The organism is Pseudomonas sp. GW821-FHT07G06 (assembly GCF_058986625.1).
Window position 1 is genome coordinate 140,584 of record NZ_JBYSVW010000004.1, and the last position, 26,058, is coordinate 166,641.

Genomic DNA, 26,058 nt, shown 5'->3' on the forward strand with positions numbered 1-26,058 from the left:
GAGGCTTAAGACGGGCGCAGGCCGCGTTCGAGCCAGAGGCGACTGCCAAGTGTGACCATGCCGTCCAGCAACAGGGCCAGCAATGCGGTGCATGCGGCACCGAGCAGCAACTGCGGCTGATTGTTCAGGGCAATGCCGGGGAATATCAGGCTGCCAAGACTGTTGGCGCCGATCAGGAACGCCAGCGGCGCCGTCCCGACATTGATCGCCAACGCCACGCGCACGCCGCCGATGATGATCGGCACGGCATTCGGCAGCTCGACTTTCCACAGCACCTGGCGCGGGGTCATGCCGATGCCGACGGCGGCTTCCTTGAGTGAGCCCTGAACGTTTTTCAGGCCCTCATAAGTGTTGCGCACGATGGGCAGCAAGGAGGCGAGGAACAGGGCGAAGATGGCCGGGCCGCTGCCGATGCCGAGGATGCCCAGGGCAATGGCCAGGACGGCCAGAGGCGGAACGGTGTTGCCAATGTTGAAGAACTGCATGAAGCGTTCAGCGCGACCGACCATGGACGGGCGGCTGAGTAAGATACCGGCGGGGAGACCCACGACAAGGGCGGCCAGCATGGAAGCGAGGACGAGAATCAGATGAGCTTGCAGGTAAAACAGTAAGTCGTCGCGGTAGTGTTCGATCGTGTTAATGCCGATCCATTGGATCAGCAGGGCCAGAAGGGCGATTACCAACGCGCCTCCCATCAGCCCTTTGCCATAGCGGATAGCCACAGGCGGACTCCTTTTTTCAGTCGGCGAACACATTTTCGTGTGGCAATGCCTTGCTTGGCTGCCGAAAAAATGATCGCGAGAAGCAGCTCGAACAGGCCGGTAAAACGGCATGCAATCGAGCCATGAGCACAGCCTCGTCAGGCCGAATTGCAGGTGTTTCAGGCCCCCGACGAGTGGTCGTTACGGGGGAGTGGACGTCTCCGTGCTTTAAAAGGTTCCCACATTAAATGCCATGTGGCCACCTGTAGGAGCTGCCGAAGGCTGCGATCTTTTGACTTTGCTTCTAAAAAAACAGAATCAAAAGATCGCAGCCTTCGGCAGCTCCTACAGGGGGATCGGGGTGTATGGACGGTGGTCCGTAGATCACTTTTTAAGCTATACTCGCCGCCCTTTTTTGAATCACCTGCCAGGCGATTTCCCATGACCAAACAGGCCGCCGAAGTCGCGAAACGCCGCACTTTCGCCATTATTTCCCACCCCGATGCCGGTAAGACCACCATCACCGAGAAACTCTTGCTGATGGGCAAGGCGATCGCGGTAGCCGGTACGGTGAAATCTCGTAAATCCGACCGCCATGCCACCTCCGACTGGATGGAAATGGAAAAGCAGCGTGGTATTTCCATTACCACGTCGGTCATGCAGTTCCCGTACCGCGAGCACATGATCAACCTGCTCGACACCCCGGGCCACGAAGACTTCTCCGAAGATACCTACCGCACCCTGACCGCGGTGGACTCGGCGTTGATGGTCCTCGACGGCGGTAAAGGTGTAGAGCCACGGACCATCGCCCTGATGGACGTCTGCCGTCTGCGTGACACGCCGATCGTCAGCTTCATCAACAAACTCGACCGTGACATCCGCGACCCGATCGAACTGCTCGACGAAATCGAAGCCGTCCTCAAGATCAAGGCCGCGCCGATCACCTGGCCGATCGGTTGCTACCGTGACTTCAAAGGCGTGTATCACCTCGCCGACGACTACATCATCGTGTACACCGCCGGTCACGGCCATGAACGCACCGAAACCAAGATCATCGAGAAGCTCGACTCCGATGAGGCGCGTGCGCACCTGGGTGACGAGTACGAACGTTTCCTCGAACAGCTTGAACTGGTGCAGGGCGCCTGCCACGAGTTCAACCAGCAGGAATTCCTCGACGGTCAACTGACCCCGGTGTTCTTCGGTACGGCCCTGGGCAACTTCGGTGTCGACCACGTCCTTGACGCCGTCGTTGATTGGGCTCCGCGCCCGCTGGCCCGGGTGGCCAACGAGCGCACCGTGGAGCCGGTGGAAGAGAAATTCTCGGGCTTCATCTTCAAGATCCAGGCGAACATGGACCCGAAACACCGCGACCGCATCGCCTTCATGCGTATTTGCTCCGGCAAGTACGAAAAAGGCATGAAGATGCGCCATGTGCGCACCGGCAAGGACGTGCGGATCGGCGACGCGCTGACTTTCTTCTCCTCCGAGCGTGAGCAACTGGAAGAGGCGTTTGCCGGCGACATCATCGGCCTGCACAACCACGGCACCATCCAGATCGGCGACACCTTCAGCGAAGGCGAAGTCCTGGGCTTCACCGGCATCCCGCACTTCGCCCCGGAACTGTTCCGCCGCGTGCGCCTGAAGGATCCGCTGAAATCCAAGCAACTGCGTCAGGGCTTGCAGCAGCTGGCCGAAGAAGGCGCGACCCAGGTGTTCTTCCCGGAACGCAGTAACGACATCATCCTCGGCGCCGTCGGTGTGCTGCAGTTCGACGTGGTCGCCAGCCGTTTGAAAGAGGAATACAAGGTCGAGTGCTCCTACGAGCCGATCACTGTTTATTCCGCGCGCTGGATCGAATGCAGCGACAAGAAGAAGCTTGAGGAATTCTCCAACAAGGCTGTGGAAAACCTGGCACTGGACGGCGGCGGTCACCTGACCTACCTCGCTCCTACGCGGGTCAACCTGGCACTGATGGAAGAGCGTTGGCCGGACGTGAAATTCCGTGCAACCCGCGAGCATCACTAAGCGCGCAATGGCGACCCCCGAAAGCCCACTGTGAAAACAGTGGGCTTTTTTTTGCTCTTCTGTAGGAGCGAGCTTGCTCGCGATGGACTTTAACGATGACACGCAAACTGGATAAACGTGGCGCACTTGAGCCCATCGCCAGCAAGCTGGCTCCAGTTGCCCGGGATTGCGTGATGAACATTTTTTTGGATTGATTTCGCGCTGGAGGCGAATGTGTAGGTCTTTTCCTTCGCATTTGTAGCCCGCCTCTGCTTTTGCCCCATGTGGGAGATTTGCCCGCGACAAGTCAGTCGTTGCCGTTTAGTGTCCAAGACACATTTCGCAATCAGCGGCCAAATTGATGATCAAGGGAATGACGCATCGGCTGACTCATCTGCTGAGGCTGGACGGCTATTTCGGCGTGATGGCTTGGGTGCTCGCGGCGCTGTTGTTCATCAATCGACTGAGCAGCATGGTCAAGTTGTTCATGGCGCTGTACCTGCGTCAGGGACTGGGGCTGGCTATTGAAACCGTTGGCTGGCTGCTGTCGGCCTATGGCGCTGGATTGCTGATCGGCTCGATGCTCGGTGGTTTGCTCAGTGATCATGTGCGCACGGCACGGCTCACCGCAGCGCTGTTCTTTGTTTCGATGTGGGTTCTGATCCTGCTCGGGCTGGTCACGCAGGTGCCGCTGCTGGCCGGGTTGCTGTTGCTCAGCGGGGCCGTCGACGGGGCGATCCGTACGCTGCATCAGCGGCTGATCATGGAGTATTGCGAGGTTGCGCAGCGTTCCCGGGCACAGGCCTTGAGCCGGGTCGCCCGGAACCTCGGAATGGCCGCTGCCGGGGTGGCGGGCGGCGTTTTGGCGCAGACCGATTTTCGCTGGGTATTCTTCGCCAGCGCAGCCATGACCCTGCTGGCCTTGCTCTGGTTTGTCCGCACGACATGGCGCCGACCGGTGCTGGTGCCTGACGAGAAACCTGAAACCGGCTCAGGCTCATGCGTGCCGTATCGCGACAAACCCTTTCTCTGGTTACTGGCGACGACGGTCTTGCTCGGGATGGCCTTCGACACGGTCTACAGCACGCTGGGTAACTACCTGCGTGATTACTATCGCCTGAGCACCGAAGCTATCGGCTGGCAGTTCGCATTGAATGCCGTATTGGTGGTTTCGTTACAGATTCCGTTGACCCATTGGGGCGAACGCTGGGGCACGCGTCGCCAACTGGTGGCGGGCAGTCTGTTGCTGGCCTGTGGGCTCGGAATGTTGCCATTGGGTTCAGGGCTGTTCTATGCCTGCCTGTCGACGGTGGTCTGGACATTGGGCGAGGCGCTGTTCATGCCACCACTGAATGCGCTGGTCATGCAGCATGCGCAACGTGGAAAAAGCGGACAGTACTTTGGCGTGTTTTTCATGAGCTGGAGTGCGAGTGCACTGTTGTCGCCGATGCTTGGCGGTCAGTTGTACGGTCACTTTGGCGGGCACAGTGTGTGGCTGGTCAGTGCGGCAATGGCGCTGCTGTCCATACCCATGATTTATCAGGCTACCCGCCCTCGCGCTCCAGACAAATTTGAGGGGCAGCCTCGCCGAACTGTTTCGCTTAGTTGATCCGGCTATTGGGTTTATTTGAAACCGGTCTTTCTGCCGAGTGCATTTCTGCTCGCTCGTCAGCGTCCAATCTGGAGAACCCGGCTGATCGGAACTAGATTTCACTCAGCGCCAGACAGGCACTCCACGAAAGGAAGGAATCGGCTATGAACAGGTTGTTTCGCGTTTTACTGCTGTTGAAGGTGTTGGTGATGCTATCGCTCGGGACGTCGACGGCGTGGGCCGAGTGCATCGATCACGGGGAGCAGGCTTCGAGCGGGCAAGCGGGATACGCGGGGTTGATGCTCGCCAAATCCGAATCGGAGCCGGGAGATCAGGGGCAGGGTGGTGCTGACAACGACGATGACTCGACCACCGACGAGCCGGACTCCGATGAAGAAGAGGGCGATAGCCAGACGTAATCGCTCGATGCCGAGCATGACTGATAGGCAGTCGAAGTAGAAGGGGGTTCTGGTTACAACTCCAACCCTGTGGGAGCGGGCTTGCTCGCGAAGGTGTCATGCCAGTCAGTATCAATGTCGACTAACAGACCGCTTTCGCGAGCAAGCCCGCTCCCACTGTTATTATGCCGCGCCGTCGAGAACGGGATCAGGCCTGGAGCCCGTAGACGACCGGGCCGCGATTCCCCATTTCAATGAAAGCCTCGCCGCCAACGATAATGCGAGCATCGCTCTGGACCTTCACATCCCACGGCGATCCTCCTGAAGGACCAAAAGAAACCCACCCGGCCCCAGTCCCGCCGAAGCGGATGTCATAGTCTCCGTTGGGCAACAACCTGCCAGCGATGATATGGAGTGCCCGGTTGTAACCAACCACGACAATCTTGCCATCCGGCTGCTGGGCCAGGGATCGCCAGAATGTTTCGGGACCGGTGTTGGTGAATACAGGAAGCCCGCCATTCCACTCCTTATCGGGGTGACCGTCCGCGGTGAACCTCATCGCCATGCCCATGCTCTCCTGGATACCGCCGGCACATACCAGCTTGCCATCCGCCTGTGCGATGAGTTGACTCATTTTGAGTGAGCAATCCGTTGTTGCCAGGAAAGCAAACCCATCGACACCAAATTGGCTATCGAGCTGCCCCTGCAGATCATATCGTGCAAGAACGAGCTGACCGGATGTGGTGGTTCCGCCAACAACGATGTTTCCGTCTTGAATCACAACGCTGCAAAGCCGGATGAAGTCGCCCGCGGTTTCGATCTCGACAAAACCGCTATTGCCGAAACCGGTATCGAGTTCGCCGTTACTGTGCAGGCGAGTCAGCAGTGCCCCTTCGGACTCACTGATGAAATAGCTGAACGCCACAAGCACTTTTCCATCACCCTGCAGGCAACCGTCGATCAACGCCACTTGGGAATAATCATGCTGTGCTACAGGAATGACGACACTGCCGAAGTCCAGATCAGGGCTGCCGTTGGCATGAAAACGTCTCAGTGCTGCCCGGCCAATACCGTCGGGTTCTCGGGTATCACCGATCACCAGGATCTTGCGATCCTCTTGCAGTAGCAAACGCGACGGACTTGCCTTCTTACCGCTGACGAATTGCCACTCCCCCGTGTTTCCGTCATTGCCAAACGCCTTGTCCTTGATGCCGTCAGAATCGGTGCGGTACACAGTGAAACCCTCTCCCTGTCGAGTGGCGTAGGTCAGGGAGCCTTCAGCCGATAACACAACGGCCCTGACCGAGCCGGCCAGAAAGTCAGGTCTGATCTGTCCAAACACACCAAATCCCGGGTCGAGTTGACCCGCGTCCCGCAGGTTTACGTCTGTTGCTTGAGTGTCCATGAGGCTTCGCCTGTCCTTTTGGTTTTTAAACGCTTGCGGGTTTATGCCGTGTGTCGCGTGACGGGCCTGTCATCACGACTCATGACTCACCGACAGGATTCAAACAAGACGGCTGAGCGTTCGAAACTGTCAGGAATGGCAGGTACGTTTCTGCAAAAAAGCGACGCTCAATCACAATTCGACAGACAAAAGAAAACCCCTCCTGCATCGATTGATGCGCAATCGAATGAGAAGGGGTTTGGTTGAGGCTTCAAAAATTTGAGCAACTCAATCCCTGTGGGAGCGAGCCTGCTCCCACATTTTTTACGCCGCGCCGTCGAGGAATTGCTCGGCGTAGTGGCAAGCCACCTGGCGGTTGTCGAGCAGGCGCAGGGCTGGCTCTTCAGTGCTGCAACGCTCGGTGGCGTACGGACAGCGCTTGTGGAAGGCGCAGCCCGGTGGCGGGTTCAGCGGGTTGGGCAACTCGCCGACGATCTTGATTTTCGGCTTGTCCGGATCCGGGTGGATGGCTGGCGTCGCCGACAACAGTGCCTGGGTGTAGGGGTGCAGGGGACGGGAGTAGATGTCCTCTTTCGTGCCCATTTCCACCGGGCGACCCAGGTACATCACCATCACGTGGTCGGCCACGTGGCGAACCACCGCCAGGTTGTGGGAGATGAACACGTAGGCGGTGTTGAACTCTTGCTGCAGATCCATGAACAGGTTGAGCACCTGTGCCTGAATCGACACGTCCAGCGCCGAGGTCGGTTCGTCTGCCACCAGCACTTTCGGTTGTAGCATCATTGCGCGAGCCAGGGCGATCCGCTGGCGCTGACCACCGGAAAACATGTGCGGGTAGCGCTGGTAGTGCTCGGGACGCAAGCCCACCTGCTTCATCATCGCCTGGACTTTCTCACGACGCTCCGCAGCGCTCAGGTTGGTGTTGATCAACAGCGGCTCGGCCAACTGATCACCGACTTTCTGCCGTGGGTTCAACGAGGCGTACGGGCTCTGGAACACCATCTGCACGTCTTTGCGCAGTTGCTTGCGCTGGGCCTTGTCGGCACCGGCGACTTCCTGGCCGGCGATTTTCAGGGAACCCGAGGACGGCTCTTCGATCAGGGTCAGGGCACGGGCCAGGGTGGATTTGCCGCAACCGGATTCACCGACGACAGCGAGGGTCTTGCCGGCTTCCAGTTCGAACGACACGCCGTTGAGGGCGCGCACGGTGGCGTGACCCTTGAACAGGCCTCGGGACACCTCGTAGTGACGGGTCAGGTCGCGGGCGGTAAGAACGACGGCCATTACGCCACCTCCTGGTTCAGCGGGTAGAAGCAGCGAGCGAGGCTGTTGCTTTTCTGGTCAAGGGCCGGACGTTGTTGACGGCAGTTGTCTTTCACGTACGGGCAGCGTGGCGACAGCAGGCAACCCTGCGGACGGTCGTAGCGACCGGGAACGATGCCCGGCAGGGTCGACAGGCGCGAGGCCCCCAGGCTGTGTTCCGGAATCGCCTTGAGCAGCGCTTCGCTGTACGGGTGTGCCGGAATGTCGAACAGTTGCGGCACCTGGCCGACTTCGACCGCTTGGCCGGCGTACATCACGCACACGCGCTGGGCGGTTTCGGCCACGACCGCGAGGTCGTGGGTGATCAGCACCAGGCCCATGTTCTGCTCTTTCTGCAGCGCCAGCAGCAGGTCCATGATCTGCGCCTGAATCGTCACGTCGAGCGCTGTGGTCGGTTCGTCGGCGATCAGCAGTTTCGGTTCGCCGGCAATCGCCATGGCAATTGCGACACGCTGGCTCATACCGCCGGACAGTTGATGCGGGTAGGCGTCCATACGGCTGGCGGCGCCCGGGATTTCAACTTTTTCCAGCAGTTCGATGGCACGCTTGCGGGCCGCCTTGCCAGACATTTTCAGGTGCAGGCGCAACACTTCTTCGATCTGGAAGCCGACGGTGTAGCTCGGGTTCAGCGCGGTCATCGGATCCTGGAAGACCATGGACAGGTCTTTGCCGACAATCTGCCGACGCTGGCGATTGTTCAGCTTGAGCATGTCCTTGCCGTCAAAGCTGAGCGAGTCGGCGGTAACGATGCCGGGGTGCTCGATCAGGCCCATCAGCGCCATCATGGTCACGGACTTGCCGGAACCGGACTCGCCAACGATGGCCAGCACTTCGCCCTTGTCCACTTTCAGGTCGAGGCCGTCGACCACTGGCGTGGCGTTCTTGTCGCCGAAGCGAACGTTGAGATTCTTGATTTCTAACAGTGACATGGGAATCTCCTCAGGCGGCGTTCTTGAGTTTCGGGTCCAGCGCGTCGCGCAGGCCGTCACCCATCAAGTTGATTGCCAGCACGCTGAGCAAAATGGTCAAACCAGGCAGGCTCACCACCCACCAGGCGCGTTCGATGTAGTCGCGGGCCGAAGCCAGCATGGTGCCCCACTCAGGGGTTGGCGGTTGTACGCCAAGGCCGAGGAAGCCCAGTGCGGCGGCATCGAGGATCGCCGAAGAGAAGCTCAGGGTGGCCTGAACGATCAGCGGCGCCATGCAGTTGGGCAGCACGGTGACGAACATCAGGCGTGGCAGGCCGGCACCGGCCAGGCGCGCGGCGGTCACGTAGTCGCGGTTCAGTTCGCCCATCACCGCGGCGCGGGTCAGACGAACGTAGGACGGCAGGGACACCACGGCGATGGCGATCACGGTGTTGATCAGGCCAGGGCCGAGGATGGCGACGATCGCCACGGCCAGCAGCAGGGACGGCAGGGCCAGCATGATGTCCATCAGACGCATGATGGTCGGGCCGAGCACGCGCGGGAAGAACCCGGCGAACAGGCCCAGCAGGATCCCTGGAATCAACGACATGACAACCGACGACAAGCCGATCAGCAGCGACAGGCGCGAGCCAGTGATCAGGCGCGACAGCAGGTCGCGGCCCAGTTCATCGGTACCGAGCAGGAACTGGATCTGCCCACCTTCCAGCCAGGCCGGCGGGGTCAGCAGGAAATCACGGTACTGCTCGCTCGGATTGTGGGGGGCGACCCACGGGGCGAAGATGGCGCAGAAAATCACCAGCAGCATGAACATCAGGCCGGCGACGGCGCCTTTGTTCTTGGAGAACGCTTGCCAGAATTCTTTGTACGGAGACGGGTACAGCAGGCTTTGATCGACTGCTACCGATGGAATTGGAGTGGTCATGGTCATGATCTCAGCGCTGATGACGGATGCGTGGGTTGGCAAAGCCGTAGAGGATGTCCACTACGAAGTTGACCAGAATCACCAGGCAGGCGATTAACAGGATGCCGTTTTGCACGACGGGATAGTCCCGGGCGCCAATGGCTTCGATCAGCCATTTGCCGATGCCGGGCCACGAGAAGATGGTTTCGGTCAGGACCGCACCGGCCAGCAGGGTGCCGACTTGCAGGCCGACCACGGTCAGTACCGGAATCAGCGCGTTACGCAGACCGTGCACGAACACCACGCGCGACGGCGACAGGCCCTTGGCCTTGGCGGTGCGGATGTAGTCTTCACGCAGTACTTCGAGCATCGAGGAGCGGGTCATCCGCGCGATCACCGCCAGCGGGATGGTGCCCAGCACGATGGCCGGCAGGATCAGGTGGTGCAGGGCGTCGAAGAAGGCGTCCGGCTCGTTGGCCAGCAGCGTATCGATCAGCATGAAGCCGGTGCGTGGCTCGATGTCGTAGAGCAGGTCGATCCGTCCGGATACCGGGGTCCAGCCCAGGCTCACCGAGAAGAACATGATCAGGATCAGCCCCCACCAGAAGATCGGCATCGAGTATCCCGCCAGGGAGACACCCATCACCCCATGGTCGAACAGGGACCCTCGCTTGAGTGCCGCGATCACCCCGGCCAGAAGGCCCAGGATGCCGGCGAACAACAGGGCGGCCATGGACAGTTCCAGGGTCGCGGGGAACAGGGAAGTGAATTCGTTCCAGACGCTTTCACGGGTACGCAGGGATTCCCCGAGGTCGCCGTGGGCCAGTTTGCCGATGTAATCCAGGTACTGGGCATACAGGGGTTTGTTCAGACCTAGGCGTTCCATTGCCTGAGCGTGCATTTCCGGGTCGACTCTGCGTTCGCCCATCATGACTTCCACGGGGTCGCCAGGGATCATGCGAATCAACGCGAATGTCAGCAAGGTGATGCCGAAAAACGTGGGGATCAGTAACCCCAGTCGGCGGGCAATAAAACTAAACATCGTAAGGTGTACCTCATCAGCCGGTTAGGCGTGCCCGGCATCCCTGCGTCAGGAATGCCGGGAGTTTTCTTATCTACTTCACCTGGGTGGTGGCGAAGTTGTTCGTGGTGAGGGGGCTAATGTGATAGCCCTCTACGTTGTTGCGCATTGCGGTAAACATTCTAGTGTGCGCCATGCTGATCCATGGCTGGTCCTGGTTAAAAATAACCTGGGCCTGCTCGTAGAGCGCTGCACGTTCGGCCGGATCGGTTTTTTCCCGAGCCTGGTCGATCAGCGCCTGGAACTTGTCATTGCACCAGCGGGCGTAGTTTTCTCCGTTCTTGGCCGCTTCACAACTGAGCATAGGCGTAAGGAAGTTATCCGGGTCGCCGTTATCGCCCGCCCATCCGGCGGAAACCATGTCGTGCTCGCCGTTTTTGGCGCGTTTGAGCATTTCGCCCCATTCCATCACGCGGATGTCGATCTTGATCCCGACCTTGGCCAGGTCGGCTTGCATCATCTGCGCGCCGAGCATCGGGTTCGGGTTGGTGGCACCACCGCCGTTACGGGTGAACAGGGTGAATACCGTGCCTTCCGGTACGCCGGCTTCCTTGAGCAGGGCGCGGGCCTTGTCCAGGTCACGGGGCGGGTTCTTCAGGTCGTGGTTGTAGCCCAGCAGAGTGTCCGGGAACGGGTTGACCGCCGCGGTCGCATTGCCTTTGCCGAACAGCGCGTTGACGGCTGCTTCCTTGTCGAAGGCGATGTCGATGGCTTTACGCACACGCACGTCGCTCAGGTATTTGTGAGTGGTGTTGATGGCGATGTACGCAACGGTCATCGCGTTCAGTTCGTCGACTTTGAGGTTGGTGTCTTTCCTGATGCTCTGGATGTCGTCCGGTTTCGGGTACAGCGCGACCTGGCATTCGTTGGCCTTGAGCTTCTGCAGGCGCACGTTGTTGTCGGTGGCGATGGCGAAGATCAATGAGTCAGCCGGTGCCTTGCCACGGAAGTAGTCCGGGTTGGCCTTGAAACGAACCTGGGCATCCTTGTTGTAGCGCTGGAAGACGAACGGGCCGGTGCCGACGGGCTTGTTGTTCAGATCGCCGGTCTTGCCGGCCTTGAGCAACTGGTCGGCGTATTCGGCGGAGTAGATCGAAGAAAACGCCATGGCGATATCGGCCAGGAACGGCGCTTCGCGGCGGGTCAGGGTGAACTTGACCGTGTTGTCGTCGACTTTCTCGACGTTTTTCAGCAGTTCCTTGAAGCCCATGCTTTCAAAGTACGGGAAGCCCACGCTCGACAGCTTGTGCCATGGGTGGTTCGGGTCCAGCTGGCGCTGGAAGCTCCAGACCACGTCGTCGGCATTCATGTCGCGGGTCGGCTTGAAGTATTCAGTGGTGTGGAACTTGACGCCTTTACGCAGGTGGAACGTGTACGTCAGACCGTCCTCGCTGATGTCCCAGGATTCGGCCAGTGCCGGAATCACATCAGTGGTGCCGGGCTTGAAGTCCGCCAGGCGATTGAAGATGGTTTCGGCCACCGCATCGGCTGTGACTGCAGTGGTGTACTGGACCATGTCGAAGCCTTCGGGGCTGTTTTCGGTGCAAACCACCAAGGGTTTGGCCGAGACGCCGACAGCGACACTGAGCAAAGCAGCCGCAATGGCCGCACGTAGGGGAAGCATTTTCATCAAGAACCCTCTGCAATCAGTTAAAGGACAAAAACCCAACGGCCGATTCGTCATTGAATCAGCCGTCAGGCCCGCGCATTACAGGATGTTGAATGGAATCGTGGTCACGAGACGGAACTCGTTGATGCTGCCGTCAGCCTGGTTTTCGCTGGCACGGTGAGCGGTGTAGGTACCGCGGATCGTGGTGGCCTTGAGTGGGCCGCTCTGTACGGCGTAGGTCGCGCCGATGCCGTATTCATAGTGGTGTTCGCCATCCTGGGACTGGATGCCGTCGTAACCCTTGCCGGGCACGCCGCCGTTGCCGGTGTAGTGAGTGCCGTCGATACCCCAGCCGCGCGCCTGGTAGATGTTGAACTTCAGGCCTGGTACGCCGTATTCGGCCATGTTCAGACCGTAGGCAACCTGGAACGATTTTTCGTTCGGGCCGTTGAAGTCCGACAGCAGGGAGTTGGCCAGGTAGATGCCGTTGGTTTCGTGCAGGTAGTCGAAGTACTCGTTGCCGTTCACTTCCTGGTACGAGAGGGTCAGGGTGTGTGCCTGGTGGGTCAGGCCGAACGACAGGGAATAGGTGTCGTTGTCGATAGTGCCGATCAGGGCCTTACCGGTGTCCTGGGTTTTGTAGTAGTTCAGGCCGGTGGTCAGGCTCAGTACCTGGCTGTCGCCCAGTACATGGGAAGCGCCGAAGTAGTACTGGTTCCAGATGTCTTCAGCCTGGGTCGCCCAGAGGCTGGTGGTCAGGCTGGCAAATGGGGTGTAGGTCAGGCCGCCGGTGTAGACGTGATCGGTCTCGACGATGCCGTTGGCGTATTCGGTGCGGAATTTACGCTGGCTTTCTTCGGTACGCGGTGAGTTGCGGTCGAAGGTGGCCAGGTCGAAGGCCAGGTTGTTCAGCTCTTCACTGTGGATGGCCACACCTTCGAAACTCGAAGGCAGTGCGCGGTTACCGATCACGTCGACCATCGGGCTGCTGAAGTTCATGCGGCCGGCGGTCAGGGTGGTGTTGGAGACACGGGCCTTGACGTTGGCCAGGCCCAGTTTGCTCCACTGGCCTTGAGCGTCGCCGCCTTCTTTGGTCAGGGTACGGTTGTTGCCTGCGCTTGGACGAGTGCCCGGTGCGCCACCGTTGCCGGATGCCAGGTCTTTACGATCCTGGTCCAGTGCGATGGCGTTGTAAGCCGCCACTTCGGTGCTGAAACCGACAGTCCCTTCGGTGAAACCCGAGTTGTATTTGACGATGGTGCCCTGGACCCAGTTGATACGACGATCGGTATCGGTCAGCGTGCCGTGATCGTTGTATTTGAATTTTGCACCACGTTTCAGTTGTTCATTGGCGTACCAGTTACGCGTGGTGCCGGTGATCGACTGGCCTTCGACAAAACCGGTGGCTTCGCTTTGGGCGTTCTTCTCGTTCACGGTAACCGGGGTGAAAGCCTGGCTTTGGGTTTCTGCGTAAGCCGTGGCGGTTACGCTGCTTATGGCCAGGGCCAATAACGCGGTGCTGCTCAGTTTCATGGGTAAAGCTCCTTACTTTCTTTTTTTATACCGGTCTTTTTTTGTGATCCGGCTATTGGTTTAGAACTCATTCATGGCATCGCAAACGTTTGCTGTCGGCCGAATTGGCAAAAGACGGCAAAGCGTCTGCGCGAGGGCGGAAAATCCGCCCCCCGGCATTTCTGGCTAATCGGTTATTTTTCTATGCTGACACCCGAGAACACATTGCGACCGAACGGGCTCACCTTGAACCCTTCGATTTTGGCGCTCAGCGGCTGGTTGACCGTTGAGTGGGCGACTGGCGTGATCGGCACCTGCTGCTTGAGGTACTGCTGCGCCTGTTTGTAGAGCAGGGTGCGCTGGTCACGGTCGGTGACGACCTTGGCCTGCTTGATCAGCTTGTCGTAGGCCGGATCGCACCACATCGAATAGTTGTTGCCGCCAATGGCGTCGCAGCTGTAGAGCGTGCCCAGCCAGTTGTCCGGATCCCCATTGTCACCGGTCCAGCCGATCAGGCTGATGTCGTGCTCGCCATTCTTGGTGCGCTTGATGTACTCGCCCCATTCATAGCTGACGATCTTGACCTTGAGGCCGATTTTCGCCCAGTCAGCCTGGAGCATCTCGGCCATCAACTTGGCGTTGGGGTTGTACGGACGCTGGACCGGCATGGCCCAGAGAGTGATTTCAGTGCCTTCCTTCACACCGGCAGCCTTGAGCAACTCCCTGGCTTTTTCCGGGTTGTAGGCGGCGTCCTTGATCGTGTCGTCGTAGGACCATTGGGTCGGCGGCATGGCGTTGACCGCCAGTTGCCCCGCACCCTGGTAAACGGCGTTGAGAATGCCCTGCTTGTTCACCGCCATGTCCAGTGCCTGGCGCACTTCGAGCTGGTCGAACGGCTTGTGACGCACGTTGTAGGCGATGTAGCCGAGGTTGAAGCCAGGCTTCTCGATCAGTTGCAGGGCCGGGTCGTTCTTCAGTGCGGGCACATCGGCAGGGCGCGGGTGCAGGGTGATCTGGCACTCGCCGGCCTTGAGTTTCTGCACGCGCACCGAAGCGTCGGTGTTGATGGCGAAAATCAGGTTGTCGAGCTTGACGCGGCTCGGGTCCCAGTAATGCTTGTTGCCGGTGTAACGGATGTTCGAGTCTTTCTGATAGCTCTTGAACACGAACGGCCCGGTGCCGACCGGCTTCTGGTTGATGTCGCTCGGCTTGCCTTCGGCCAACAGCTTGTCGGCGTATTCGGCCGACAGGATGGCGGCGAAGCTCATGGCGATGTTCTGGATGAACGCGGCGTCCACGCTGTTGAGCGTAAAGACCACGGTCAGCGGCCCGGTCTTTTCGACCTTGGCGATGTTCTTGTTCAGGCTCATGCCGTTGAAGTACGGAAACTCTGTCGGATAAGCCTTACGAAAAGGTTGTTGCGGATCGAGCATGCGATTGAACGTGAACAGCACGTCATCGGCGTTGAAATCGCGGGTTGGCGTGAAGTATTTGGTGGTATGAAACTTCACCCCTTCGCGCAGGTGGAAGGTATATTTGAGGCCGTCCTCGGAAATATCCCAGCTCGTGGCCAGGCCTGGTACGACGTTGGTCGCGCCTTTTTCAAACTCTGCCAGCCGGTTGTACAGCGGCTCGGCAGCGTCGTTGTCGGTCGCGGTGGTGTACTGCGCCGTGTCGAAACCGGCGGGGCTGCCTTCGGAGCAGAATACCAGGCTGTTGTTGGCGGCCTGGCTGATGGAAGTGGCGGCCAACAGGCCGGTGCCCAGCAATGCGGATAAAACCAAGGTATGGCGCATAACGCTCCCTTTTCTCTCAATGTGTTGTCAATGAGCCACCGTCCCGTCCGCGGACGTAGAGGCATCACTGATTTCAAGCCATGCACGCAGCAGTAACCGATGACCCACGCATGCACTGGTCGGATCCCGACGGTATGGGGCGCGGGTCCGGCAGTAAATGCGTAGAGTCCTAAAGACTCGTAGGAAATGGCAACGCGTCCTCACCCGATGCTGTAGCCAGCTGCGGATTGGGATGTAGGCAAATTCCTGCTTGCTCGGTAGATAAAGCAACGGCGACGTCAAAAACGTCGCCGTTGCAAAACCTTATTTGCTGACGCTGACGCCGTAGAAGGAGTTCAAGCCAAATGGGCTGATCTTGAAGTCCTGCACGTTGGCGCGCATGGGTTGGAACACCGTCGAGTGAGCGATAGGTGTCATCGGAACTGCATCTTTGAGGACGTGTTGCGCCTGCTTGTACAGTTCAGTGCGCTTGGCCTGGTCGGAAGTGCGCTTGGCCTGCTTGACGATGTCGTCGAACTTCTTGTCGCACCACTTGGAGAAGTTGTTGCCTTCCAGCGAGTCGCAGCCGAACAGCACGTTCAGCCAGTTGTCCGGATCACCATTGTCACCGCTCCAGCCAATCAGCATCGCCTGGTTCTCGCCACCTTTGGAACGCTTGATGTACTCGCCCCACTCGTAGCTCTGGATCTTGACCTTGAGGCCGATCTTGGACCAGTCGGACTGCAGCATTTCTGCCATCAGCTTGGCGTTCGGGTTGTATGGACGCTGTACCGGCATCGCCCACAGAACGATTTCGGTGCCATCTTTCACGCCCGCTTCCTTGAGCAGCTCTTTGGCTTTCTCAGGGTTGTACGGCGCATCCTTGATGGTGGTGTCGTAGGACCACTGGGTCGGTGGCATGGCGTTGACGGCCAGTTGGCCGGCGCCCTGGTACACGGAGTCGATGATTTGTTGCTTGTTGACCGCCATGTCCAGTGCCTGGCGAACTTTCAGCTCGGCCAGCGGGTTGGCATCGGTTTGACCCTTGACCTTGGGCATCACGTTGTAGGCGATGTAACCCAGGTTGAAACCAGCCTGGTCAGGCAGTTTCAGGTCCTTGTCTTCTTTCAGCGCCTTCAGGTCGGCCGGACGAGGGAACAGGGTGACCTGGCACTCGTTCTTCTTCAGCTTCTGGATACGTACCGACGGGTCGGTGGTGATGGCGAAGATCAGGTTGTCGATCTTCACGTCGTCAGGCTTCCAGTAGTCCTTGTTCCCGGTGTAGCGGATGTTGGAGTCTTTCTGGTAGCTCTTGAACACGAACGGGCCGGTGCCGACCGGCTTCTGGTTGATGTCGGCGGCCTTGCCTTCCTTGAGCAGCTGGGCAGCGTACTCGGCGGACTGGATCGAGGCGAAGCTCATGGCCATGTTCTGGATGAACGCGGCATCAACGTCCTTGAGGGTGAACTTGACAGTTTTGTCGTCGACTTTATCGATCTTGGTGATGTTGGTGTCCATCCCCATGTCGGTGAAGTACGGGAATTCGGTCGGGTACGCTTTGCGGAACGGGTCATCCTTGTTAATCATGCGATTAAAGGTGAACAGCACGTCGTCGGCGTTGAACTCACGAGTCGGCTTGAAGTACGGGGTAGTGTGGAACTTCACACCTTCACGCAGATGGAAGGTGTAGGTCAGGCCGTCATCGGAGACGTCCCAGCTGGTCGCCAGACCTGGAATGACAGCGGTGCCGCCGCGCTCGAACTGGGTGAGGCGGTTGAACATGGTTTCTGCAGAGGCGTCGAAGTCGGTTCCGGTGGTGTATTGACCTGGATCGAAACCGGCCGGGCTCCCTTCGGAGCAGAACACCAGGTTAGTCGCAGCTTGAGCGAACGGTGCACTAGCCAACAGGCTGGCGCCGACTAAAAACGGAATGACCGCTTGTTTAAGCATGGTGGCCTCATGATTTGTTGTCATTTTTGGAATTAGAGGACGACCTCGTGAGTCGTGCCTGCGGATACTTATGCAGGGGCCATACCCAATGCAAGATCCAGAGTGACTACAAGCCTTAAACGGTGGCACGAACGTACCTTAATGTCGCATTTGTATAATTTCTGACGCATTTGACCGTTTGCGCGGCGTTTTTACGGTGCAAGTGACGCACTTTTACAGTGCGCGCCTGCCTCGGGTTGCTCCCGCGTGGGGCGGGGGTGTTACTTATTCATACCCCGGATTGTGGGGTGGGCATGGCGTGAATAAGAGTGGTTATTGTTGCACCGATAGTGGCCAATCGACGGCATTTCTCGGGTGGACCTATCCAGTTATAGCTCATGCCTGAAAACTGCCAAAAAAAACGGCGATCATTTTAATGACCGCCGTTTTTGTTTACGGGCTATCGATTCAAGGCATCAGCACTTCAATCGAGCCATCGGCGGTCATGCTGACCTGGCTGGTGCCGGCTTCGACATCCGGTGTCACGGGGGCGGCGTCCATGGCGGCCGCTTTCATCATCATCGGCGCGCGCAGGTAAGGCTGTGGATAACCATTGCTGTTGAGATTCAGGTTGACGATTTTGTAGCCCTTGCCGCCGAGGGCATCGGTGGCCAGTTGGGCGCGGGCCTTGAAGGCGGTCACGGCGTCCTTGAGCAGGGCGTCTTCACTGGCCTTGCGGGTCGGGGTGGCAATGGCGAAGTCCATGCCGCCCATTTTCAGGTCGGTGAGCAGTTCGCCGGTCAACTTCGACAGTGCGGCGAAGTCCGAACTTTCCAGGCGCAATTCGGCGCGCTCGCGCCAGCCGGTGATTTTCTGGCCCTTGGTGTCGTAGATCGGGTAGCTGTTGCGACTGCCCTGACGCAGGGTGATGTCCTTGACCTGCTTGGCCTGGGCCAGCGCCTTGTTCATGGTGGTGCTGACGTCGGCGGCGAGTTTGGCCGGGTCGCTGTTCTGTTCTTCGGTGTAGAGCGTCACGATCATCAGGTCGCGGGCCACTTCCTGACTGACTTCGGCGCGCAGGGAAATCTGGTTGTAATGCAGTTCGTCGGCGGCCAGGGCCGGGAGGCTGGCGACGGTGCCGAGACTCAGGGCGAGGAGGGCGGCGCTGCGGCGGAATGTGTGCATGAAGGCTCCTTGAAAGGTGCGCAGGGGTATGGTCCGGACCTGCGTGAAACCATCAGACTCTATGGAGCAGCGGCAAGTTTCAAGCTGCAAGCCACAAGCCACAAGCCACAAGCCACAAGCTGCAAGCTACAAGCTACAAGCTACAAGCTACAAGCTACAAGCTTTTATCTTGTGGCTTGCAGCTTGAAACTTGCAGCTGCTTCTCTGTGTCCTTTTGCCGCACTTTTGCCTGTCAGCCCCCGTGCTTGGTTATACTCCCTGCGATCCGCCTGGAGCGCTCATCAGGAGAGCTCATGCTCGCCCCCGTTCAAATCACTTCCGCCACTCGCCAGAACCTCTGGCGGCTGACATTCATCCGCACATTGGTGCTGGCCGCCCAGGCCGGTTCCGTGGGCCTGGCCTACTGGCTCGAACTGTTGCCTCTGCCCTGGTTTCAACTGGCTGCGACGCTCGCCTGTTCGATGCTGTTGTGCGTGTTCACAGCGATTCGCCTGCGTACCTCGTGGCCGGTGACCGAGCTCGAATACGCCGTGCAACTGGCTTGCGACCTGTTTATCCACAGCGCATTGCTGTATTTCTCCGGTGGTTCGACCAACCCCTTCGTCTCCTATTACCTGGTGCCGTTGACCATTGCCGCCGTGACGTTGCCATGGCGTTATTCGGTGATCCTCTCGGGTATCGCGCTGACGATGTACACACTGCTGCTGGCGCAGTTCTATCCGCTGCAAACCTTCCCCATCGCCCGGGAAAACCTGCAGGTGTACGGGATGTGGTTGAGTTTTGCCCTCGCGGCGGCGGTCATCACGTTCTTCGCCGCGCGCATGGCCGAAGAACTGCGTCGTCAGGAAGAGCTGCGCGCCATTCGTCGCGAAGAAGGCCTGCGCGATCAGCAACTGTTGGCCGTCGCCACCCAGGCCGCTGGTGCCGCCCATGAACTGGGCACGCCGCTTGCGACCATGAGTGTGCTACTCAAGGAAATGCGTCAGGACCACCCTGACCCGATGTTGCAGGATGACCTGGGCGTGCTGCAGGATCAGGTCAAGCTGTGTAAAGAGACCTTGCAGCATCTGGTGCGCGCCGCGGAGGCCAATCGCCGGTTGGCGGTGGAGATGCAGGACGTCACCGACTGGCTTGATGAAGCCCTCAATCGCTGGCACCTGATGCGCCCGGAAGCCAGCTATCGTTTCCAGCGCCTTGGCCAGGGCCCGGTACCCCGTATGGCGCCGCCGCCGGATTTGACCCAGGCGTTGCTGAATCTGCTGAACAATGCTGCCGACGCCTGCCCCGAAGGGCTGCAGGTGACGCTGGACTGGGATTGGGAAAATCTCACCATCAGCATCCGTGACCATGGCGCCGGTGTGCCGCTGGCCATCGCCGAGCAAATCGGCAAACCGTTTTTTACCACCAAGGGCAAAGGTTTCGGCCTGGGCCTGTTTTTGAGCAAGGCCAGCGTGACACGCGCCGGCGGCTCAGTGAAACTCTACAGTCATGAGGAAGGCGGCACGCTCACCGAGCTGCGCCTTCCCCGTGTCGCCCGAGGAGACGAACATGAGTGAAGAGATCCAAGTCGAAGGCGAAGAACTGCCGCATTTGTTGCTGGTCGATGACGACGCCACATTCACCCGCGTCATGGCCCGCGCCATGGCCCGCCGCGGTTTTCGCGTCAGTACTGCCGGTTCCGCCGAAGAAGGCCTGGAACTGGCCAAGGCCGATCTGCCGGATTACGCCGCCCTGGACCTGAAAATGGACGGCGATTCGGGCCTGGTGCTGCTGCCCAAGTTGCTGGAAATGGACCCGGAAATGCGCGTGGTGATCCTCACCGGCTATTCGAGCATTGCCACCGCCGTCGAGGCGATCAAGCGCGGTGCCTGCAACTACCTGTGCAAACCGGCGGACGCCGACGACGTGCTGGCGGCGCTGCTGTCCGAACACGCCGACCTCGACAGCCTGGTGCCGGAAAACCCGATGTCCGTGGACCGCCTGCAGTGGGAGCACATCCAGCGGGTGCTGACCGAGCATGAAGGCAACATCTCCGCCACTGCCCGCGCCCTGGGCATGCACCGCCGCACCCTGCAGCGCAAACTGCAGAAGCGCCCCGTTCGCCGCTGAACCTGCGCTGAACGAATGCGGGCCGTATCTCGCGACAAACCGAACCGATCATCTATGATCGGTTCGTGCGTGTTCTTTTCTTTATCGAGCCTTATCCATGAATCAGAACGCTGAGTATTCCGCGGTCAACGACGCCGTGCGCGGGCAGTTTTTTCGCAAAGTGTGGGCAATGATCACGCCTTACTGGCGCAGTGAAGAGAAGGTCAAGGCCTGGACACTGCTGATCGCGGTGATTGCGCTGTCGCTGATCAGCGTGGGGATCTCGGTGTGGTTCAACACCTGGTACAAGGACTTCTACAACGCCCTGCAAAAGAAGGACGAGGCCGCGTTCTGGCAACTGATCCTGTATTTCTGTGCGATTGCGGCGGTGGCGATCGTCGGCGCGGTGTATCGGCTCTACCTGACGCAGATGCTGACGATCCGCTGGCGGGCGTGGCTCACTGAAAAGCATTTCAGCCGTTGGCTGGCGGACAAAAACTACTACCAGCTGGAACAGGGCGGTTACACCGATAACCCGGACCAGCGGATTTCCGAAGACCTCAACAACTTCACCTCCAACACCCTTGAGCTGGGTATCGGGCTGCTGCGCAATATCGTCAGCCTGGTGTCGTTCTCGATCATCCTGTGGGGCGTGTCGGGCAGTATCGAAGTGTTCGGCATCACCATTCCCGGCTATATGTTCTGGTGCGTGCTGGTCTACGCCGTGGTGGGCAGTTGGTTGACGCATTTGATCGGTCGTCGCCTGATCGGTCTGAACAACCAACAACAACGCTTCGAAGCCGACCTGCGTTTCTCCATGGTGCGGATTCGCGAGAATGCCGAAAGCATCGCGTTGTACAACGGCGAACCGAACGAAAATCGTCGGTTGAGCAATCGCTTCGGGATGGTCTGGCATAACTTCTGGGACATCATGAAGGTGTCCAAGCGTCTGACGTTTTTCACCGCCGGTTACAGCCAGGCAGCCATCATCTTCCCGTTCATCGTTGCCTCGCCGCGTTACCTCTCCGGCAAGATCGAACTGGGCGAACTGATGCAGATCAGCTCGGCGTTCGGCAATGTGCAGGAAAGCTTCAGCTGGTTCATCAGCGCCTACCAGAGCCTCGCGTCCTGGCGCGCCACCTGCGATCGTCTGCTGAGCTTCCACCAGGCCATGCGTGACAACGAAGAGCGTGCGCCAGCCATCGACGTGCAGAACTCGGGCTCCGTCCTGAGGGTGCACAACCTCGGCCTCGACCTGGCGGACGGTCGTCACCTGCTGACCAACGCCGACATGACCGTGGAGGAGGGCGAGCGTGTGATGCTCAGCGGCCGCTCCGGCAGCGGCAAGTCGACCCTGCTGCGGGCAATGGGACATCTGTGGCCGGCCGGCCACGGCAGTATTCGCCTGCCATCGGCGCGTTACCTGTTCCTGCCGCAAAAACCGTATCTGCCGATTGGCACTCTGCGTGATGTCCTCAGTTATCCACAGCCCGGCGATACCTATCCGAACGAGCGCTACGTGCAGGTGCTGGAAACCTGTCGTTTGCCGCACCTGATAGCCCGTCTCGACGAAGCCAACCACTGGCAGCGCATGTTGTCTCCGGGTGAGCAGCAGCGCCTGGCCTTTGCCCGTGCGCTGCTTTATGCACCGCAATGGCTGTACATGGACGAAGCGACCTCGGCGATGGACGAAGAAGACGAGGCCACGCTGTATCAAGCGCTGATCGATGAATTGCCGGGGTTGAGCATTGTCAGCGTCGGCCATCGCAGCAGCCTCAAGCGCTTCCATCCGCGGCATGTTCGTATCGAGAATGGCCATCTGGTGGACCAGGCCGTGACCGCGTAAACACCTCCGCCCCCGGTAGGAGCTGCCGCAGGCTGCGATCTTTTGATCTTGAAAGGCAAAGTCAAAAGATCGCAGCCTGCGGCAGCTCCTACGGAGGGACAGGGGGATGGGTGATCGTACAACCGCGTTGCGCTATGATGCGCTTTCAGCCGCCGAACTTTTCGAGACCGATGTACACCATGGAAAACCCGATCGACACACCACGCCTCCCACGCAAGCGCCGCAGCCTCGCTCAGGAACTGGTGACGGTGCTGTCCGAGCAGATCCGCGACGGTCATCTCAAGCGTGGCGACAAGTTGCCCACCGAGTCGGCCATCATGGATGCCCATGGTGTCAGTCGCACGGTGGTGCGCGAAGCGATATCCCGTCTGCAGGCGGCCGGCCAGGTGGAAACCCGCCATGGCATCGGCACCTTCGTGCTCGATACGCCGAGCCCGAGTGGCTTTCGTATCGACCCGGCGACCGTGGTGACCTTGCGCGATGTGCTGGCGATCCTGGAGTTGCGTATCAGCCTCGAAGTGGAGTCTGCCGGGCTGGCGGCGCAACGTCGCAGTCCGGAACAACTGGCCAACATGCGCGCCGCCCTCGATGCGTTGAATGAAAGCGCCGCCCACGCCAGTGACGCCGTGGCTTCGGACTTCGCCTTCCACCTCGAAATCGCGCTGTCCACCGGCAACCGTTATTTCACCGACATCATGACCCACCTGGGCACCAGCATTATCCCGCGTACACGGTTGAATTCCGCGCGCCTGGCCCATGACGACCAGCAACACTACATGGGTCGCCTGAGCCGTGAGCACGAGGAAATCTACGACGCCATTGCCCGTCAGGATTCCGATGCGGCCCGGGCCGCCATGCGTTTGCACCTGACCAACAGTCGTGAGCGGTTGCGCCATGCCCATGAAGAGGCTGAGGCGCAGCGGGGTTAGTCTTACCGCTTCAGGCGATTCATCGTCTGGTAATCCGTCATCGCGAGCAGGCTCGCTCCCACAGTTGATTGCGGATGTTCACAGGTTTTTGTGTGCGCAGGAGATCCCCTGTGGGAGCGAGCCTGCTCGCGATTGGGCCGCAAGCACGCCGCATTCTTCAGCCAGTTGCTGATTGATCTTCCGACAACGTATCTCCTCTACTGTGAATGCGCTGCACATTCCATTTCTTCTCTCAACGCTGAAAGGCCTATAAACGTGGGCTTGTGACCCTGCTTGTGGAACAATTTCCACCCTCAACGATGAAATGCAGTTGACGGTTGTATTTTAAGTTGTACGATGACCTACAACTTCAGCGCAGGCTGAACGGTTTTCTCACACAACGTCGCTATCCAGGGTGTTCGAATAATGAATCCACAAGAACTGAAGTCCATCCTCTCTTCCGGTCTGCTGTCTTTCCCGGTCACCGATTTCAATGCCCAGGGCGATTTCCACCGCGCTGGCTACATCAAGCGTCTCGAATGGCTGGCCCCATACGGCGCCTCGGCGCTGTTCGCCGCGGGCGGCACCGGTGAGTTCTTCTCTCTGGCGGCCAGCGAATATTCGGAAATCATCAAGACGGCGGTCGACACTTGCGCCACCAGCGTGCCAATCCTGGCCGGCGTGGGCGGTTCGACCCGCCAGGCCATCGAATACGCACAGGAAGCCGAGCGTCTGGGCGCCAAGGGCCTGTTGCTGCTGCCGCACTACCTGACCGAAGCCAGCCAGGACGGCGTTGCCGCCCACGTTGAAGCCGTGTGCAAATCGGTCAACATCGGCGTGGTGGTCTACAACCGTAACGTCTGCCGCCTGACCGCGCCGCTGCTGGAACGCCTGGCCGAGCGCTGTCCGAACCTGATCGGCTACAAGGATGGCCTGGGTGACATCGAGTTGATGGTGTCGATCCGTCGTCGCCTCGGTGATCGCTTCAGCTACCTGGGTGGTCTGCCGACCGCCGAAGTCTACGCCGCGGCCTACAAGGCACTGGGCGTGCCGGTCTACTCCTCGGCGGTGTTCAACTTCATCCCGAAAACCGCGATGGATTTCTACCACGCGATCGCACGCGAAGATCACGTCACCGTCGGCAAGATCATCGACGACTTCTTCCTGCCGTACCTGGACATCCGTAACCGCAAGGCCGGTTATGCCGTGAGCATCGTCAAGGCCGGGGCAAAAATTGCCGGCTACGACGCCGGTCCTGTGCGTGCACCGCTGACCGATCTGACCGGCGAAGAGTACGAAATGCTCGCCGCGCTGATCGACAAGCAGGGTGCGCAGTAACACATCCGATTAAGTAAGGCCGCTGAGCAATCAGCGGCTTTTTGCGTGAGGAGATCTTAAAGTGGCAGATGCAAAGCGTTTCGATAACTACATCAACGGCGAGTGGGTTTCCGGCGGCGATTACTCGACCAACATCAACCCGTCCGAACTGACCGATGCCATCGGCGATTACGCCAAGGCTGACCTGGCCCAGGTCAACGCAGCCATCGACGCCGCCCGTGCAGCGTTCCCGGCGTGGTCCACTTCCGGCATCCAGGCGCGCCACGATTCCCTGGATAAAGTCGGCACTGAAATCCTCGCCCGTCGCGAAGAACTCGGCACCCTGCTGGCCCGGGAAGAGGGCAAGACCCTGCCGGAAGCCATTGGTGAAGTGACCCGCGCCGGCAACATCTTCAAATTCTTCGCCGGTGAATGCCTGCGTCTGTCCGGCGACTACCTGCCGTCGGTGCGTCCGGGCGTCAACGTTGAAGTCACGCGCGAAGCCTTGGGCGTGGTCGGTCTGATCACCCCGTGGAACTTCCCGATCGCGATCCCGTCGTGGAAAATCGCTCCGGCCCTGGCCTACGGCAACTGCGTCGTGCTCAAGCCGGCGGACCTGGTACCGGGTTGCGCCTGGGCCCTGGCGGAAATCATCTCCCGAGCCGGTTTCCCGGCCGGCGTGTTCAACCTGGTGATGGGCAGCGGTCGCGTAGTTGGCGAAGCGCTGGTCAACAGCCCGAAGGTCGATGGCATCAGCTTCACCGGTTCTGTGGGCGTGGGTCGCCAGATCGCCGTCAATTGTGTATCGCGCCAGGCCAAGGTGCAGCTGGAGATGGGCGGCAAGAACCCGCAGATCATTCTCGACGATGCCGACCTCAAGCAGGCGGTCGAGCTGTCGGTACAGAGCGCGTTCTATTCCACCGGCCAGCGTTGCACCGCATCCAGCCGCTTCATCGTCACCGCCGGGATTCACGACCGGTTCGTCGAAGCCATGGCCGAACGCATGAAGTCGATCAAGGTCGGCCATGCGTTGAAGGCTGGCACCGATATCGGTCCGGTGGTCTCGCAAGCGCAACTTGAACAGGACATGAAGTACATCGACATCGGCCAGTCCGAAGGTGCACGTCTGGTCAGCGGCGGTGGTCTGGTGACCTGCGACACCGAGGGCTACTTCCTCGCGCCGACCCTGTTTGCCGACAGTGAAGCGTCGATGCGCATCAGCCGCGAAGAGATCTTCGGCCCGGTGGCCAACATCGTCCGCGTCGCCGATTACGAAGCTGCGCTGGCCATGGCCAACGACACCGAGTTCGGGCTGTCGGCGGGCATTGCCACCACCTCGCTGAAATACGCCAACCACTTCAAGCGCCATTCCCAGGCCGGGATGGTGATGGTCAACCTGCCGACCGCCGGTGTGGATTACCACGTTCCGTTCGGTGGGCGTAAAGGTTCATCCTATGGATCACGTGAGCAAGGTCGCTATGCGCAAGAGTTCTACACGGTCGTGAAGACCAGCTACATCGGTTCGTAAACGCAACACCCTGTAGGAGCTGCCGCAG

At 59.5% G+C, this 26,058-nt stretch carries 20 protein-coding genes; 9 read left to right on the top strand and 11 right to left on the bottom strand.

Annotated elements, in window-relative coordinates; genetic code table 11:
• Window positions 1–5 precede the first annotated feature (5 nt).
• The gene (locus AC3WJW_RS09685) at window positions 6–695 is read right to left on the bottom strand and encodes an ABC transporter permease (RefSeq protein WP_493726019.1); all 690 of its coding nucleotides are present in this window, start codon (window positions 693–695) and stop codon (window positions 6–8) included.
• A gap of 447 nt (window positions 696–1,142) precedes the next feature.
• Here AC3WJW_RS09685 and AC3WJW_RS09690 point away from each other — a divergent pair, with 447 nt between their 5' ends.
• The 3 genes from AC3WJW_RS09690 to AC3WJW_RS09700 all read left to right on the top strand — a co-directional run bounded on the left by AC3WJW_RS09690 (window position 1,143) and on the right by AC3WJW_RS09700 (window position 4,715).
• Window positions 1,143–2,726, top strand: coding sequence for a peptide chain release factor 3 (locus tag AC3WJW_RS09690; protein WP_007973058.1), 1,584 nt, complete (start codon window positions 1,143–1,145; stop codon window positions 2,724–2,726).
• 352 nt (window positions 2,727–3,078) lie between these two features.
• Window positions 3,079–4,314, top strand: coding sequence for an MFS transporter (locus tag AC3WJW_RS09695; RefSeq protein WP_493725857.1), 1,236 nt, complete (start codon window positions 3,079–3,081; stop codon window positions 4,312–4,314).
• Between the two features lie 146 nt (window positions 4,315–4,460).
• On the top strand, window positions 4,461–4,715 hold the full coding sequence (locus tag AC3WJW_RS09700) for a hypothetical protein (protein WP_007973054.1): 255 nt from the start codon (window positions 4,461–4,463) through the stop codon (window positions 4,713–4,715).
• 187 nt (window positions 4,716–4,902) lie between these two features.
• On the opposite strand, the gene AC3WJW_RS09705 is transcribed toward AC3WJW_RS09700, so the two are convergent.
• From AC3WJW_RS09705 to AC3WJW_RS09750, 10 genes are all read right to left on the bottom strand, one after another.
• Window positions 4,903–6,099 carry a hypothetical protein gene (locus AC3WJW_RS09705; RefSeq protein WP_493725858.1) on the bottom strand — a complete coding sequence of 399 codons (1,197 nt, stop codon included), beginning with the start codon at window positions 6,097–6,099 and terminating at the stop codon, window positions 4,903–4,905.
• Between the two features lie 303 nt (window positions 6,100–6,402).
• Window positions 6,403–7,383, bottom strand: a complete 981-nt coding sequence (locus AC3WJW_RS09710) for a peptide ABC transporter ATP-binding protein (protein WP_015093469.1) — start codon at window positions 7,381–7,383, stop codon at window positions 6,403–6,405.
• The gene (locus AC3WJW_RS09715) at window positions 7,383–8,351 is read right to left on the bottom strand and encodes an ABC transporter ATP-binding protein (protein ID WP_007973051.1); all 969 of its coding nucleotides are present in this window, start codon (window positions 8,349–8,351) and stop codon (window positions 7,383–7,385) included. Before AC3WJW_RS09715 ends, AC3WJW_RS09710 begins: the two co-directional genes overlap by 1 nt.
• 10 nt (window positions 8,352–8,361) lie before the next feature.
• Entirely contained in the window at window positions 8,362–9,273 is a 912-nt protein-coding gene (locus tag AC3WJW_RS09720; protein WP_493725859.1) for an ABC transporter permease subunit, read from the bottom strand.
• Window positions 9,274–9,283: 10 nt separating this feature from the next.
• Entirely contained in the window at window positions 9,284–10,294 is a 1,011-nt protein-coding gene (locus AC3WJW_RS09725) for an ABC transporter permease subunit (protein WP_007973049.1), read from the bottom strand.
• 73 nt (window positions 10,295–10,367) lie between these two features.
• A complete protein-coding gene (locus AC3WJW_RS09730) occupies window positions 10,368–11,963 on the bottom strand; it encodes an ABC transporter substrate-binding protein (RefSeq protein WP_493725860.1) in 1,596 nt (531 codons plus the stop codon).
• A 78-nt stretch (window positions 11,964–12,041) separates the two neighbouring features.
• On the bottom strand, window positions 12,042–13,475 hold the full coding sequence (locus tag AC3WJW_RS09735; protein ID WP_493725861.1) for an OprD family porin: 1,434 nt from the start codon (window positions 13,473–13,475) through the stop codon (window positions 12,042–12,044).
• A 173-nt stretch (window positions 13,476–13,648) separates the two neighbouring features.
• Window positions 13,649–15,250, bottom strand: coding sequence for an ABC transporter substrate-binding protein (locus AC3WJW_RS09740; protein WP_493725862.1), 1,602 nt, complete (start codon window positions 15,248–15,250; stop codon window positions 13,649–13,651).
• A 303-nt stretch (window positions 15,251–15,553) separates the two neighbouring features.
• A complete protein-coding gene (locus tag AC3WJW_RS09745; protein WP_007973045.1) occupies window positions 15,554–17,179 on the bottom strand; it encodes an ABC transporter substrate-binding protein in 1,626 nt (541 codons plus the stop codon).
• Window positions 17,180–17,626: 447 nt separating this feature from the next.
• Window positions 17,627–18,343, bottom strand: coding sequence for an SIMPL domain-containing protein (locus tag AC3WJW_RS09750; RefSeq protein ID WP_493725863.1), 717 nt, complete (start codon window positions 18,341–18,343; stop codon window positions 17,627–17,629).
• 293 nt (window positions 18,344–18,636) lie between these two features.
• On the opposite strand from AC3WJW_RS09750, the gene AC3WJW_RS09755 reads away from it, so the two are divergent.
• The 6 genes from AC3WJW_RS09755 (at window position 18,637) to AC3WJW_RS09780 (ending at window position 26,030) form a co-directional block, all read left to right on the top strand.
• Window positions 18,637–19,899 (top strand): ATP-binding protein, encoded by a 1,263-nt coding sequence (locus AC3WJW_RS09755; RefSeq protein WP_493725864.1) that lies wholly within the window; start codon window positions 18,637–18,639, stop codon window positions 19,897–19,899.
• The gene (locus tag AC3WJW_RS09760) at window positions 19,892–20,452 is read left to right on the top strand and encodes a response regulator transcription factor (RefSeq protein ID WP_007973041.1); all 561 of its coding nucleotides are present in this window, start codon (window positions 19,892–19,894) and stop codon (window positions 20,450–20,452) included. Before AC3WJW_RS09755 ends, AC3WJW_RS09760 begins: the two co-directional genes overlap by 8 nt.
• Before the next feature lie 97 nt (window positions 20,453–20,549).
• Window positions 20,550–22,277: an ABC transporter ATP-binding protein/permease gene (locus AC3WJW_RS09765; protein ID WP_493725865.1), complete on the top strand. Its 1,728-nt coding sequence runs from the start codon at window positions 20,550–20,552 to the stop codon at window positions 22,275–22,277.
• A 179-nt stretch (window positions 22,278–22,456) separates the two neighbouring features.
• Window positions 22,457–23,206, top strand: a complete 750-nt coding sequence (locus AC3WJW_RS09770) for a FadR/GntR family transcriptional regulator (RefSeq protein ID WP_015093478.1) — start codon at window positions 22,457–22,459, stop codon at window positions 23,204–23,206.
• A gap of 405 nt (window positions 23,207–23,611) precedes the next feature.
• A complete protein-coding gene (gene kdgD / locus AC3WJW_RS09775; protein ID WP_493725866.1) occupies window positions 23,612–24,523 on the top strand; it encodes a 5-dehydro-4-deoxyglucarate dehydratase in 912 nt (303 codons plus the stop codon).
• Window positions 24,524–24,584: 61 nt separating this feature from the next.
• Window positions 24,585–26,030 carry an aldehyde dehydrogenase family protein gene (locus AC3WJW_RS09780; RefSeq protein ID WP_493725867.1) on the top strand — a complete coding sequence of 482 codons (1,446 nt, stop codon included), beginning with the start codon at window positions 24,585–24,587 and terminating at the stop codon, window positions 26,028–26,030.
• Window positions 26,031–26,058: the final 28 nt, after the last annotated feature.